We start from the raw sequence: 13,541 nt of genomic DNA on the forward strand, positions 1-13,541 counted from the left end.
CAAAGAAACGGAGGCCAGATCCATGCAAAAGATCGTATTTGACCATGTCACCAAATATTTCGGCACGCACAAAGCGGTCAACGACGCTCATTTTACGATAAACGAAGGCGAGTTTTTCACCCTGCTCGGCCCGAGCGGCTGCGGCAAAACGACGCTGCTGCGCACGATTGCCGGCTTTTACCGCCAGGAGGAGGGCGGCATTTACTTCGGAGACAAGCTGATCAACGACGTGCCGACCCATCAGCGCAACATCGGGATGGTGTTCCAAAACTACGCGATTTTCCCGCACATGACCGTGTTCGAGAATGTTTGCTACGGGCTCAAGGCGCGCAGCGTCCCGAAAAAAGAGATGGAGCAGCGCGCGATGGAAGCGCTTGAAATGGTACAGCTGGCGCATCTGCGCGACCGCGTCCCATCGGATATGAGCGGCGGGCAGCAGCAGCGGATCGCGCTCGCCCGCGCGATTGTCATTCGTCCGGGGCTGCTGCTGATGGACGAACCGCTGTCCAACCTGGACGCCAAGCTCCGGGTCAAAATGCGGTCCGACATCCGGCAGCTGCAAAAGGAGCTGAACATCACGACCATCTACGTGACCCACGATCAGGAAGAGGCGCTGGCCGTTTCCGACCGGATTGCCGTCATGAGCGAGGGCGTGATCCAGCAGATCGCTTCTCCCGAAGATATCTACTCGTATCCCGCGAACAAGTTCGTGTCCAATTTTATTGGCACTTCGAATTTTATCGAAGGTCACTGCTCCGGCTATAACGAGGCGGCGCAGGAAGCGAGCCTGCGGCTGCTGGAGACGCAGTGGAGCCAGAAGCTGTCGAGACCGTACGAGGGAAAAGTATTGTTCTCGCTTCGTCCCGAACGGATCAGGCTGCGCGGCGAAGAGCCGGGAGAGCGATTGGTCCGGGGGACGATCGACAGCGTGACGTTTCTGGGCGAGAAGGTGAGCTATACGGTCCGGCTCTCCGACGACTCCGTCATCGAAATTCAGGAGCATGCGATCGAGCCGCACCGGATGAGAAAAGCGCATCAAACCGTGTACGTCGATCTGCAGCTCGACAAGGCGACCTTATTCGACGAATCGGGCAAGGAGGTTTTATACCGTGCAGCCTACTAATGCCGCCCCGACGCTGCGGCCCAATCCGTTCAAACGTCTGCTTCAGCCCAAGCAGTGGGATTTCTGGACTTGGGTAACGGTGATTGTGTACGTATTCCTGTTTGCATTCATTTTGTACCCGCTCGTCTCGTTGTTTTTCAACAGCTTTTTCAACGACAAAGGGGACTTTTCGCTAGAAAATTATGGAAATTTCTTGAAGCTCAAATATTATTACGGCTCGCTATGGAATAGCTTGAAGGTGTCGGCGCTAGCGACGGTGTTCGCGATTCTTGTCGGGGTTCCGCTTGCGTACGTGACGGCCCGGTATAACGTCAAATTTAAGGGTCTGATCCAAATTCTTGTCATTATGTCGCTGCTGTCCCCGCCGTTCATCGGCGCCTATTCGTGGATCTTGATGCTTGGGAACAACGGCTTCATTACCCGGTTCCTCCAGGATATCGGGATTCCATTCCAATCGGTGTACGGCTGGAAGGGCATCGTGTTCGTGTTTACGCTGCAATTTTACCCGCACATTTACTTGTACGTGTCCGGCGCGCTCAAGACGATCGACACTTCGCTGGAGGAGGCGGCCGAGAGCTTGGGACGCGGCGCATTCCACCGGCTGATGACCGTGACGCTTCCACTCATTTTCCCGACGCTGTCGGCCGGGGCGCTGATGGTGTTCATGGCTTCGTTCGCGGACTTCGGTACGCCGATGCTGCTGGGCCAAGGCTTCAAGGTGCTGCCGATTCTGGCGTACGAGCAGTTCATCAGCGAAATGGGCGGCAATCCGGCGATGGCGAGCACGCTCAGCGTGATTCTGATCTTCTGCTCGACCGTGATTTTGTTCGTGCAGCGCCATTTTGTCTCGCGTAAAAATTATTCGATGACGGGTATGCGGACGCCGAAGGTGCAGCCGCTGAAGACGCTGCCGAAGTGGCTGCTGACCTTCGGGGCGCTGCTCGTGGCCTGCATCTCGATCATTCCGCAGGCAACGGTTATTGTAACATCCTTCATTAAAACAAAGGGGCCCGTGTTTCACCCCGGCTTCAGCTTGAACAGCTATAAAGAAATTTTGTACCGGGTGCCGAAGGCGATCGCCCATACGTACAGCTTTTCGCTCATTTCCATCGTCATTATGATCGTAATGGGTATGCTGGTCGCTTACGTGCTCGTCCGCCGCAAATCGAAGATTACCGCAATGCTCGACGGGATCCTGATGATTCCTTACGTCATGCCGGGCACAGTGCTTGGGATCAGCTTGATTATCGCGTTTAACAAGCCGCCGGTCATTTTGACGGGGACGTGGGTTATTCTGGTGATCGCCTATGTGGTCCGCAAGCTGCCGTATACGATCCGCTCCAGCACCGCCATCCTGACGCAGCTCGACAAGAGTGTGGAAGAAGCGTCCATCAGCCTCGGCGTGCCGCCGATGAAGACGTTCTTCAAGACGACGGGACGGATGATGGCGCCGGGCGTCATGTCCGGGGCGATTCTGAGCTGGATTACGACGATCAACGAGCTGAGCTCGACGGTCGTGCTGTACACCGGGGCGACCGCAACTATTTCGGTCACGATCTATAGCGAAGTGTTCACGGCGAATTACGGCACCGGCGCGGCGCTCGCTTCGATCCTGTCCATCAGTACGTTAATCTCGCTGTTGATTGCCAGCAAGCTGAGCAAAAAAGGGCTCCAGCTATAATTGACGGGTGCCTGATTTCCGAAGGCATGTTCGTGATACAATGGAGGTAAGAAGCCGCTCGTATCAGGAACTGGAGGAATCACCATCATGAAGCTGCGCACTTGGCTGGTTCGGCTTGCCCTCGGATGCATCGCTGCAGGCGCTTTGGTTTACGGCTTAACTCACGGAAAGCTGTCGGAGGACGAACCGAAGCCGTCGGCCCCTCCCGCGTCGCTGTCGATCTGGGTATACAGCAAAGGCTGGGAGGACATGGTTCACGCCTTCGGGCAACGCTACCCTCATATCGATGTCCAAATCCGCTCGTTTCGTTCTTACGAACAGTTGTACACCGAGCTGCTTGCGTCGATATCGGCCGGCGCGGCTCCGCAGCTTGCGGAAATCCACAGCTTCTACGGCGTCGCCCAGCTCGCGGCCACCGGTGCGGCGATGCCCGCGGAGGATATCTTAACCGCGGGGAATCCGACGTTTCTCCCGGCCTTTTCCGCCGCGTTCCGGTATCGGGACGAGGATTGGGCGGTCCCTTTCGGAGGCAGCGTACCTGTGCTTTACTACCGGGAGGAGCCGTTCAAGCGGCTGGCCGGGCGTGCCCCGGCGTTAGGCACCTGGGAGGAGGTCCGGCAGACGCTGTTGCTTGCCAAGGAGCCTCCGGGGGAAGAGGTGTCGAAGGGCTACGGCACGATGACGGTGGATAAAGAGCTGCCCTGGTTTTTGGCGAGCCTGAGCTACGCCCCGAAGGAGACCGGCGGACCGGCCGCGGAACGTACGCGAAGCGCGCTGGAGCTGTGGCGGAATTTGACGCACGAATCCAAGCTGATGAACCCTTTGCAACACGATAGGGCGGCAAGCGATTTTATTAACGGCAAGGCCGGAATGTACGTCGGCTCTTCCGATAAGCTGCCTACGATCGAACGCTACATCGGCGGCAAGTTTTCGTTCGATCTGGCGAAGCTGCCCACTTGGAAGCAGGAGGCGCTTTTGCCCGGCGTTCATGGACTGGCGGTGTTGAAGAGCGACCCGGAGCGGCTGAAGGCGGCGCAAAGCTTCGTGCAGGAAATCACGGCTCCGGAGGCGCAGTCGGCGTTGTGGAATACGGTGGGACTGATTCCGGCACGCACGGATGTGCTGGCAAAGCTGGAGGAGGAGCCGGCTTTAAGCGAAAGGCTGCGGCGGATCTTGAGCTGGATCCCCTCCTTGGCCGGCCGCGCGCCGCAGTACGACGATTACGAGCGGTGGAAACGGACGGAACGCATGCTGGAGCAGATCGAGCTGAACCCGCAAGAGCCGGTGGAGGACGCCAGAATGCTGTACTAAAAGCCTTACCACTATAAGCAGAGGATCGGGTGGAGGAGAATATGAACATACAAACGTTAACCCTGAAGGGAACCGCCGAATGGAACGAGGACGCGCTGGTCGTTAATCCGGGCGTATCGATGTACGGAGTGCTTGACGGAGCGACCTCCCTGCATCCGTTCCGCGGGCCAAACGGGGAAACCGGGGGATATTTGGCTTCCCGGACGATTCAGCAGTATCTGGAATCGCTGCAAGCGGAAGACTTGGCGGGCATCGATTTGAAGGAAGCGGTCGTTCAAGCGAATGTCCGTCTGAGGGGAAAAATGAAGGAAGCGGGAATCGATCTCACCGATCAGGCGGCGCTGTGGACCAGCGCGCTGGCGGTTGTCCGGATACACGACCGTTATATCGACTACGCGCAGGTAGGGGATTGCATGATCGCCGCCACCTATGCCGACGGAACGATCCGCACCGTATCCCGCGATCAAGTCGCGCACATCGATTACGAATCCAAGAAGATTTGGGAGGAAGGCCTCCGTACCGGCGTCCAGACCCGGGAAGAGCTGTGGGAGCTTGTGAAGCCGCACATCCGCGGCAACAAATCGCGGATGAATACGTTAGGCGGCTACTCCGTGCTCAGCGGGCAGCCCGAGGCGAACGATTTCATCGAATACGGACGGATCAACCGCATCCAGCTGCGGTCGATTCTGATCGTGAGCGACGGGCTGTTCCCTCCGAAGACGAGTGCTCAGCCGCCAGCCGACGGAATCGGCGAACTCGTGACCCTCATCAAGGAAATGTCGCTGGAAGGGTATGCGAAGTGGCTGATGGATTTGGAGGCGGAGGACAAGGAATGCCGCAAATATCCGCGGTTCAAAGTATCCGATGATAAAACGGCGATCTTGATTCGCTTTGACGCTGAATAGCACATAGAAGACGGGCGATCCTCCGGGACCGCCCGTTTGTTTTATTATCCGGCGAGAGAACGGAATGCAGCATCGATTTACCAGAAGAAGTCATCGTTCTCTCTATTGAATCCAAGGGTCATTGAATACAATGAGGGGGAAGAACATTCTCAAATCGCTATCTGCATTTGGGGGAGGAGCCTTATGAAGCTTTCGTTGAGCATGTGGAGCTTGCATCGTACGGTGAGAGCAGGCGGTTGGACGGTCATCGATTTTTTGGCGTTTTGCCGCAAGGAGGGCATCGATTCAGTCGAGCTGCTGGACGTATTTTGGCAGAATCAAGCTGTGGAGCTTGACGAGGTCGTTCGCTACACCCGGGAGAACGGCATCCGGGTCGTCAGCTATGCCGTCGGCAACGATTTGGTCAGCGCATCGGAGGAAGGGCGCTCAGCGGCCTTGCGGGAAATTACGGACGCGTTCCCGGTGGCGAAGGCACTCGGTACGTCCGTCGTTCGCGTCTTCTCCGGCAGTCTGCATCCCGGAATCGCTTACGATCAGGCGCTCGGCTGGATCGTAAGCGGCCTGTCCGATGCGGCGAAGCAGGCCGAAGAGGCCGGGATTACGCTCGCTCTGGAAAACCACGGTCAGTTGGCCGGGAGAGGGGGGCAAGTGAAAGACATCATTGAGCAAGTCGGGTCAAAAGCATTGCGCTCGACGTTCGATACGGGCAATTTCCTGTTGGTCGACGAGCATCCTTCGCAAGCGATCGAGCCGCTGCTGCCTTATATCGCGCATGTGCATATGAAGGATTTCAAACGGCATCCCGAAGGAAGGTACCAATCGCTGGGCGGCCAGACGTTCGAAGGCACCGTGGCAGGCGAGGGCGATACGCGTCTGGCTTCGCTGATCGAACGGCTCGAAGCGTCCGGTTATGCCGGGGCGTACGTGCTGGAGTACGAAGGAACGGGCGACGAAGCCGAAGGCATTCGCGGAAGCTATGCTTTCGCAGACGAGTACAACCGTGCGCATGGGGAGGGCAGGCCATGATCCGGGAGCGGGAGGCGGAGATCGTCGTCATCGGAGGCGGAACCGGCGGATGTGCGGCGGCGCTGGCCGCGGCCAAACTCGGGAAGCGCGTGGTCCTGACCGAGGAAACGGAATGGATCGGCGGGCAGCTGACGAGCCAGGCGGTGCCGCCGGATGAGCATCCGTGGATCGAGCAGTTCGGCTGTACGCGCAGCTACCGGCAGTTCCGGGACGGCGTGCGCAGCTATTACCGGCGGCATTTTCCGCTGACGGCCGCAGCGCGGGCGAATCTGCTGCTGAACCCCGGCAGCGGTGGTGTCAGCCGGTTGTGCCACGAGCCGCGGACGGCGCTCGCCGTGCTGCAGCAGATGCTCGCTCCGTACGTTCACAGCGGGCAGCTAACGATCTTGACGCGACATATGGCGGAGAGCGCCGAAACTGAAGGGGACCGCGTCGTGTCGGTGACGGTGCGCTGCCTGCGGACCGGGGACCGTACCGTGCTGACTGCCCCTTATGTGATCGACGCGACCGAGTGCGGGGATGTGCTGCCGCTGGCGGGAGTCGAGTACGTGACTGGAGCGGAATCCCGCAGCCAGACCGGCGAGCCGCACGCCTTGGACGGGGCGGCCGACCCGCTCGATATGCAGGGCTTCACCTACTGCTTCGCGATGGATTACTTGCCGGGTGAAGATCATACGATTGCGAAGCCCGCCCAATATTCGTTCTGGCGCAACTACCGGGCCGACTTCTGGCCGGATAAGCAGCTGAGCTGGACCGGCGTGCGCCCGTCTACGCTGGAGCCGGTCACTTACGAGCTGTTCCCGGGAACGGAACGTTATTCGCTGTTTCATTACCGGCAGATCGTCGATAAAACGAATTTTGCCGAAGGAACGTACCGCAGCAATGCGACGCTCGTCAATTGGCCGCAAAACGACTACTGGCTGGGCCCCGTCTTCGAAGTAAGCGAGGAGGAGCGCCGGCGCCATCTGGAAGGCGCCAAGCAGCTCAGCCTGTCGCTGCTCTATTGGCTGCAGACGGAAGCGCCCCGGCCGGACGGCGGCCAAGGCTACCCGGGCCTGCGCCTGCGTCCCGACATCGTCGGCACGGAGGACGGACTGGCGATGTATCCATACATTCGCGAATCGCGGCGCATCCGGGCCGAATTTACCGTATTGGAACAGCATGTGGGCGCCGGTTGCCACCCTGGCGGCCAAGCGGCAGCATTCCACGATTCGGTCGGCATCGGGGCCTACCGGATCGATCTGCATCCGAGCACGGGCGGACGGAACTATATTGATATTTCGTCGCTGCCGTTTCAAATTCCGCTGGGCAGCCTGATTCCGATTCGCGTGGAGAACCTGCTGCCCGCCTGCAAAAATTTGGGCGTCACCCACATTACAAACGGCTGCTACCGGCTTCACCCGGTCGAATGGAACATCGGCGAAGCGGCGGGCGCTCTCGCCGCCTATTGCATCGACAAGCGGCTGAGCCCGCGAGCCGTCCGAGGAAACGCGCAGCAGCTCGCCGCGTTCCAAGCGCTGTTGACCCGGGAAGGCGTGGAGCTGGCTTGGCCATCAGTGCACGCCATTTAGCCAGTCGGGTAAACCTGATTCTGATTACAAAACGAGGTGTAGCTTTCATGAGCGACAAAATCCGCATGGCCGTCATCGGAGCGGGCTCGATCTCGGAATTGCATCTGCAATCGTACCGGAACAATCCCCGAGCGGAACTCGCAGCCATCTGCGACCTTAACGAAACCCGGGCGCAAGCGAAGGCGGAAAAATACGGCATTCCGCACGTCTACACGGATTACCGGGAGCTGCTGTCCCGCCCCGATATCGACGCTGTCAGCATCTGCACGTGGAATAACGGCCACGCGCCGATCAGCATCGCAGCGCTCGATGAGGGGAAGCATGTGCTCTGCGAGAAGCCGCTTTGCAAGACGGTGGAGGAAGCGTTAGCCGTGGAGCAGGCCGTGCGCCGCAGCGGGAAGACGCTGCAGGTCGGCTTTGTGCGCAGATACGGTGCGAACACGCGTATCGTCAAGCAGTTCGCGGACAACGGAGAGCTCGGCGATATTTACTACGCCAAAGCGTCCTGCATCCGCAGACTGGGCAATCCGGGCGGCTGGTTCTCGGATATCGAGCGTTCCGGCGGGGGACCGCTGATCGACGTGGGCGTTCACGTAATCGATCTGTGCTGGTATATGATGGGCAGGCCGAAGGTCAAGTCCGTATCCGGCAATACGTACCGCAGGCTCGGGAACCGCTCCAACATTAAAAATCTCGCATTCTACAAGGCAGCCGATTACGACGCCGGGCACAACGATGTGGAGGATTTGGCGAACGCCATGATCCGCTTCGAGAACGGGGCGTCCCTGCTTGTGGACGTCAGCTTCTCCCTGCACACCAAGGAAGACGAGCTGACCGTCAAGCTGTACGGCGAGAAGGGCGGCGTGGAGCTGGAGCCGAAGCTTACGATCATTACGGAGCGCCACGACACGATTTTGAATATCGTCCCGCAGATCAACAACCTGTCGTTCGATTTCGCCTCTGGCTTTCAGGACGAGATCGATTATTTTATCGAGGTATGCCGGGGCACGAAGGAAACGATCAGCCCGGTGGAAGACGGCGTCGAGATGATGAAGATGCTGTGCGGCATTTACGAGTCCGCCGCTCAAGGCGCCGAAATTCGATTTTAAATATCGCTGAGCAGCACAAGTGAAACGCCCGCCTGTAACCATAAAAGGTCAGGCGGGCTTTTGTGCGGCGCTTACTTGCGGCTGCTTTTATACCATTCGTTGGCCGCTTTGATCATGTCGCTGCCGCCGCTTGCTTTCCACTGCTCCAGAAACTTGTCGTAGGTTTCCAGCGATTCGGCTCCAGTGACGTACTTGATGAAGGCATCCTCGGCCTGCTTTTGCAGCTTCTGCGAATGTTTCGAGATGTCCGCAATCGGCGGGGCGTAGGTCAGCGCGTCGTGGTACAGGATTCCTTTTGCATTCGCTTGGTACGTTTCGTAATTGTTCTGGACGAACTCGTTTTTGCGAACGCGCGCTTGCCAGTACGCCTCGTAATTTTTCTCGTCCGTTCCCGTCAGAAAATCGCTTCCGAAGTTCCATTCGTCGTTGAATTTGGGCAGGATCGGATAGTACTTGCCGTCTTTCACTTCATGGTGTACCCCCTCCCGGCCGATGGCCAGCCCCTTGAAAATATCCTTTTCCAGCTTGAGGTCCAAATATTTCATCGCTTCCTCTTTATTCGGAGACCACTTCGGGATGGCGATAAACCACGAAATGCCGCCGGTGCCGACCTGCGCCGCTTTTCCGCTGTCTCCCGTCAAGTAAGGCAGGATGCCAATCTTGGCGTTCGGGAAGTTTTTGGCCAGCGCGTTGTTAAGATTGGCGGCGTCCCACCACCCGGACCGGAACATGAACGCCTTGCCGCTCGTGAACTTCTCCAGCAGCTTGTTCGGCTGGTTGATCGCCCACTCCGCGTCGATTAGCCCCTCGGTGTACAGCTTCTTCATGAACGCGAGATAGTCCTTGGTCTTCGGGTCTTCGACCATATGGACAATTTTGCCGTCGCTCTCTCTCCAGTTCGTGCCTGGACCGTAATGCCAACCGAAGGTGGAGCCGATCTCCGCCTGGAACGGATCTTTGCCCCCGGTCATCGGGATGACGTTCTTTTTCTCTTTGATCGTCTTCAGCACGGCGTACAGCTCGTCGCGGGTCGTCGGAGGCTTCAGCCCCAGCTCGTCGAGCCAATCCTGCCGATATACGAGCGCCGTTCCGGTCGCCACGCCCGAGCTGCCTTCCGGAATGGCGTGCAATTTGCCGTTCAGTCTGGCGCCGTTCCACGAGGCCGGGCCGATCGCTTCCTGCATGTTTTTGCCGTACTTCCGGACCAAGTCGTCCAGCGGCTCCAGTGCGCCGGAGGAAGACAGCTTGGCGTACTGGTTCGCGTTCAGCTTCATGATATCGTAGGGCTCTTTGTTCGCCATAAGCAGGTTCAGCTTTTCGTCGGCGTTTTCGACCGGCAACATATCGTACTTGACGTCGTAGCCGGTTTTTTCTTTCAAGTATTTACCGACCGGGTCGTTGTTGGGATCGAACCGGTTGTATTGCAAAAGCTGGCGCAGCTGCGGATTCGTTGTGCCCGATTTAGCCGGTTCGGGGGCCGGGCCCCCGCCGCTACAGGCGGCTGCGACGGAAGCGAGTACAGTCACGGACAGGATGGCAGCCAGTTTCTTGGTCATCGAAGAACCTCCTTTGGATGGTCATGGTTGAAGTAAAAACATAGTTCACTACGGTTATTCTTTGATCGAGCCGACAAGAACGCCTTTGACGAAATATTTTTGCAGGAACGGGTACACGAGCAGGATCGGCACGGTCGCGAGCAGAATCGAGGCCGCTTGAATCGCTTGCGGTGACGTGTTCATGGCCGCGTCCACGTTAAGGTGTGCACCGAGCTGCAGGAATGTGTCGCTGGAGGAGACGAACAGCTCCTTCAAATACAGCTGCAGCGGCTTTTTCTCCGGGGTGTTGATGTAGATCAGCGAAGCGAAGTAATCGTTCCAGAACGCCACGGCGTAGAACAGCGCGATCGTCGCCAGCACGGGCAGGGACAGCGGCAGCGTGATGCGCCATAGGATCGTTAGATTGCCCGCCCCGTCGAGCTTCGCCGATTCCTCCAGACTGTCGGGCAGACTCTCGAAATAATTTTTAATGATGAGCATGTTGTAAACGCTGATCATGGCGGGCAGGAACAGCACGGGCAGCTTGTCGATCAGCTGCAGGCTTTGCATCAGGAGATAGGTCGGAATAAGCCCCCCGCTGAATAGCATGGTGAAAATGTACATCAAAATGAACCATTTTCGGCCGCGCAGCCGGGGTTTGGACAGCGGGTAGGCCGCCAGCGTCGTCATGAACAGCGCCAGCAGCGTCCCTGCGACCGTAACGAACACCGAAACTTGAAACGAGGTGAGGAACAGCGATTGGCTCATGACGTACCGGTACGTGCCGATCTGCCAGTCTACCGGCAGCAGCGTGACGCGCCCGGAGACGACGGCTTCCTCGCTGCTCAGCGATTTGGCGATCAGATTCAGGAACGGGAACATCGTAGTCAAGCCGAGCAGCACGAAGAACGCGTAGTTCAGCGCCGTGAACGCCCGCCCGGCGGGCGAAGCGGACATCGTGCCGCGGCGTGGGCGGAGTGCGGAGTGTGACATTTTGATCATGAGGTCCCTCCTTTTACCAGATACCGCGCTTCAAATATTTTCGCGCCAGCCCGTTGCCGGCGACGATCAGCACGAAAGCGATGACGGATTCGAACAAGCCGACCGCCGTGGAGAAGCTGTAATCCTGCTCCCCGAGGCCGATCCGGTAAACGTATGTTCCGATGACATCGGCAACATGGTAGACGCTCGGGTTGTACATGACGAGAATCTGCTCGGTCCCTGCCTCCAGAATCGATCCGAGCCGCAAAATGAACATGAGCAGGATGATCGGCACGAGGCCTGGTAGCGTAATGTGCAGCGTCTGCTTCCATTTGTTCGCCCCGTCCATCTTGGCCGCTTCGTACAGCTGCGGGTCGATGCCGGTCAAGGCGGCCAAATAGACGATCGTGCTCCAGCCGATCTCCTTCCAGCCGGCGGAGGCGACGATCACGGAACGGAAAACCTCGCCGTCGATGAAAAACTTCACCGGCTCCCCGCCCAGTAGGGCGATCCACCGGTTCACGATCCCTCCGTTCACCGACAGCAGATCGATGAACAGCCCGCTGACGATCACCCAGGACAAAAAGTGCGGCAGGTAGACGATGGTCTGAATGGTGCGCTTGAACAGCATATGTTTCAGTTCGTTCATCAGAATGGCGACGATAATCGGGAGCGGGAATAAAAAAACGATTTTGTACACGGAAATAAGCAGCGTATTGCGGAACACTTGCAGGAAGCCGGAGGAGGTCAGCAGCTTCTCAAAATGCTTGAAGCCGACCCATGGGCTGGCGCTCATGCCGTCGAAGATGTTGAAGTCCTTGAACGCAATGACGATGCCGTACATCGGCGTATATTTGAACAGCAATAGAAACAACAGGCCGGGAACAAGCGCGGCGTACAAGTCCCAGTCTTTGCGGACATCGGTCCAAAGCCGGGCCCGTTTGATTTTGCCGGTTCGCACGTGGTGCGGCACCTCCTTAGTTCGACGACGGTTTGCGGTGCGGGGAAGCTTGATTTCAGTGTACTGGTGGGAGGCCCGGGAGGGTAGGAGAGGGCGATGACCTTTTTTGGTAGTTTGATTGTTTTTTGGCGGAAGGCAAGCGGACACGGTGCTGCGTTATGACAGGTTGTCATGTGAATACCAAATAAAGTAATTATACTCCTATATATGGTTTTAGTTGGATCTTGTAGACTTAAAGTGGAAATCCCATTTAAAGCCAAGGAGAGTGGTTTGGATGAAGAAAAGGTTTGTTTTATTGGCCGTCGCGGCCGCGGTCATGGCGGTGTTCCCGACGGCGATAAGCGCCAGCGATTTGCCGGGGCGCGCGAAAAGCGGAGGCGAACCGGCATCGATCGAAATGAGCGGAGCGGAGGTGACGGACTTTACGAGGACGGCAACGGCTGCGAAAATCGACGAGGTGCTGGCCAAGGCGCGCCAGGCGGGGATGGAGAGCGTACAAGCCCAAGGCTTGCAGAGAAGCGCGGCAGCTTCTGGACATACGGTCGATTACACGTTAATCGACGGGGATACCGCGTATTTCTATGAGAAAAGCCCGACGCAGGCGAAGGAGAAGGTTTACGTCTACGAAGCCACAGCCTCGGAGGCGGGCGGCGATGCCGGCCGGCGGATCGCGGCAATGGCAGGTAACCTTCCCGATGGCATCGGAGGCCGGGCGATCGTCAATGGGAACGGCTCGTACCTTAACTCTACGGTGCGATTGGCGGCGTCGAATCAACTGACGGGCGCACCTTCGGGGGCAACGTACATTTATGCCGGGTTTAGCGGCACCTCCGGCAGCCAAGGGGTAGAAACCGATATGGGCTTGCAGTACAGCAATGCATACAATAATCAAAAATGGTTGCCCGTGCTGTCCGTATTTAAAGGCTCCAAGCAATTCGGCACGTTGGTTTCGCCCTATAACCAGGTGCAGTATAAGAACGGGTATAAGCCTGGTACGGATGTAAACCTGACGGCTTACCGGAACTCGAACGGCAGCGTGCGGCTGTCGCTCAGCGGGTATGCCATTTGCTCCGACATGAGCTGCTCTTCCCAAACGGATACGTACCTCACGGCCGTTGCGGAGGTGGCGAATATCAATGTCTCCAGCGTAAGCAAGTGGAAAATGCTGGCGACCCTTGCCGGTTCCGAAAGCGTCACGGGAAGGAACTATGCCGAATTCAAAAATGTGAATGTGGACGGAGCGGCGCGAACTCCGGTCAAAGATGTGGAGGATAATGCGACGGTCGTCGTTTCCGGAAACAATGTGACGATTAACGTCTCCAGATAACGCCTGATTTT

Annotated in this window: 11 protein-coding genes; 8 read left to right on the forward strand and 3 right to left on the reverse strand. The window is 57.8% G+C overall.

The features are described 5' to 3' along the window. The first annotated feature begins 22 nt into the window (after positions 1–22). The 7 genes from ET33_RS05995 to ET33_RS06025 all read left to right on the forward strand — a co-directional run bounded on the left by ET33_RS05995 (position 23) and on the right by ET33_RS06025 (position 8,726). The gene (locus ET33_RS05995) at positions 23–1,123 is read left to right on the forward strand and encodes an ABC transporter ATP-binding protein (protein WP_036677911.1); all 1,101 of its coding nucleotides are present in this window, start codon (positions 23–25) and stop codon (positions 1,121–1,123) included. Then, on the forward strand, positions 1,110–2,804 hold the full coding sequence (locus ET33_RS06000; RefSeq protein WP_081890215.1) for an ABC transporter permease: 1,695 nt from the start codon (positions 1,110–1,112) through the stop codon (positions 2,802–2,804). The genes ET33_RS05995 and ET33_RS06000 overlap by 14 nt, the downstream gene beginning before the upstream one ends. Before the next feature lie 87 nt (positions 2,805–2,891). After that, a complete protein-coding gene (locus ET33_RS06005) occupies positions 2,892–4,115 on the forward strand; it encodes an extracellular solute-binding protein (protein ID WP_036677913.1) in 1,224 nt (407 codons plus the stop codon). 41 nt (positions 4,116–4,156) lie between these two features. Then, positions 4,157–5,020, forward strand: a complete 864-nt coding sequence (locus ET33_RS06010) for a protein phosphatase 2C domain-containing protein (RefSeq protein ID WP_036677915.1) — start codon at positions 4,157–4,159, stop codon at positions 5,018–5,020. A gap of 183 nt (positions 5,021–5,203) precedes the next feature. Beyond that, positions 5,204–6,046, forward strand: coding sequence for a sugar phosphate isomerase/epimerase family protein (locus ET33_RS06015; protein ID WP_036677917.1), 843 nt, complete (start codon positions 5,204–5,206; stop codon positions 6,044–6,046). Beyond that, a complete protein-coding gene (locus ET33_RS06020; RefSeq protein WP_036677919.1) occupies positions 6,043–7,617 on the forward strand; it encodes an FAD-dependent oxidoreductase in 1,575 nt (524 codons plus the stop codon). Before ET33_RS06015 ends, ET33_RS06020 begins: the two co-directional genes overlap by 4 nt. Positions 7,618–7,664: 47 nt before the next feature. Further along, a complete protein-coding gene (locus ET33_RS06025; RefSeq protein WP_036677923.1) occupies positions 7,665–8,726 on the forward strand; it encodes a Gfo/Idh/MocA family protein in 1,062 nt (353 codons plus the stop codon). Positions 8,727–8,797: 71 nt separating this feature from the next. On the opposite strand, the gene ET33_RS06030 is transcribed toward ET33_RS06025, so the two are convergent. The 3 genes from ET33_RS06030 to ET33_RS06040 are packed head-to-tail and all read right to left on the reverse strand — an operon-like array spanning position 8,798 to position 12,203. Next, entirely contained in the window at positions 8,798–10,282 is a 1,485-nt protein-coding gene (locus tag ET33_RS06030) for an extracellular solute-binding protein (protein ID WP_036677926.1), read from the reverse strand. Positions 10,283–10,336: 54 nt separating this feature from the next. Next, positions 10,337–11,254, reverse strand: a complete 918-nt coding sequence (locus ET33_RS06035) for a carbohydrate ABC transporter permease (protein ID WP_036678413.1) — start codon at positions 11,252–11,254, stop codon at positions 10,337–10,339. Positions 11,255–11,276: 22 nt separating this feature from the next. After that, a complete protein-coding gene (locus ET33_RS06040; RefSeq protein ID WP_036677928.1) occupies positions 11,277–12,203 on the reverse strand; it encodes an ABC transporter permease in 927 nt (308 codons plus the stop codon). 274 nt (positions 12,204–12,477) lie between these two features. Between ET33_RS06040 and ET33_RS06045 the strand changes: the two genes are divergently transcribed. Continuing rightward, positions 12,478–13,530 (forward strand): YrpD family protein, encoded by a 1,053-nt coding sequence (locus ET33_RS06045; RefSeq protein ID WP_036677931.1) that lies wholly within the window; start codon positions 12,478–12,480, stop codon positions 13,528–13,530. The last annotated feature ends 11 nt before the right edge of the window (positions 13,531–13,541 follow it).

The organism is Paenibacillus tyrphae, from assembly GCF_000722545.1.
GTDB lineage: Bacteria > Bacillota > Bacilli > Paenibacillales > NBRC-103111 > Paenibacillus_G > Paenibacillus_G tyrfis.

Coding starts and splice junctions, on each gene's coding strand:
- ET33_RS06030 (WP_036677926.1), bottom strand. CDS start 10,282: ATGACCAAGAAACTGGCTGCCATCCTGTCCGTGACTGTACTCGCTTCC.
- ET33_RS06005 (WP_036677913.1), top strand. CDS start 2,892: ATGAAGCTGCGCACTTGGCTGGTTCGGCTTGCCCTCGGATGCATCGCT.
- ET33_RS05995 (WP_036677911.1), top strand. CDS start 23: ATGCAAAAGATCGTATTTGACCATGTCACCAAATATTTCGGCACGCAC.
- ET33_RS06015 (WP_036677917.1), top strand. CDS start 5,204: ATGAAGCTTTCGTTGAGCATGTGGAGCTTGCATCGTACGGTGAGAGCA.
- ET33_RS06025 (WP_036677923.1), top strand. CDS start 7,665: ATGAGCGACAAAATCCGCATGGCCGTCATCGGAGCGGGCTCGATCTCG.
- ET33_RS06045 (WP_036677931.1), top strand. CDS start 12,478: ATGAAGAAAAGGTTTGTTTTATTGGCCGTCGCGGCCGCGGTCATGGCG.
- ET33_RS06035 (WP_036678413.1), bottom strand. CDS start 11,254: ATGTCACACTCCGCACTCCGCCCACGCCGCGGCACGATGTCCGCTTCG.
- ET33_RS06020 (WP_036677919.1), top strand. CDS start 6,043: ATGATCCGGGAGCGGGAGGCGGAGATCGTCGTCATCGGAGGCGGAACC.
- ET33_RS06010 (WP_036677915.1), top strand. CDS start 4,157: ATGAACATACAAACGTTAACCCTGAAGGGAACCGCCGAATGGAACGAG.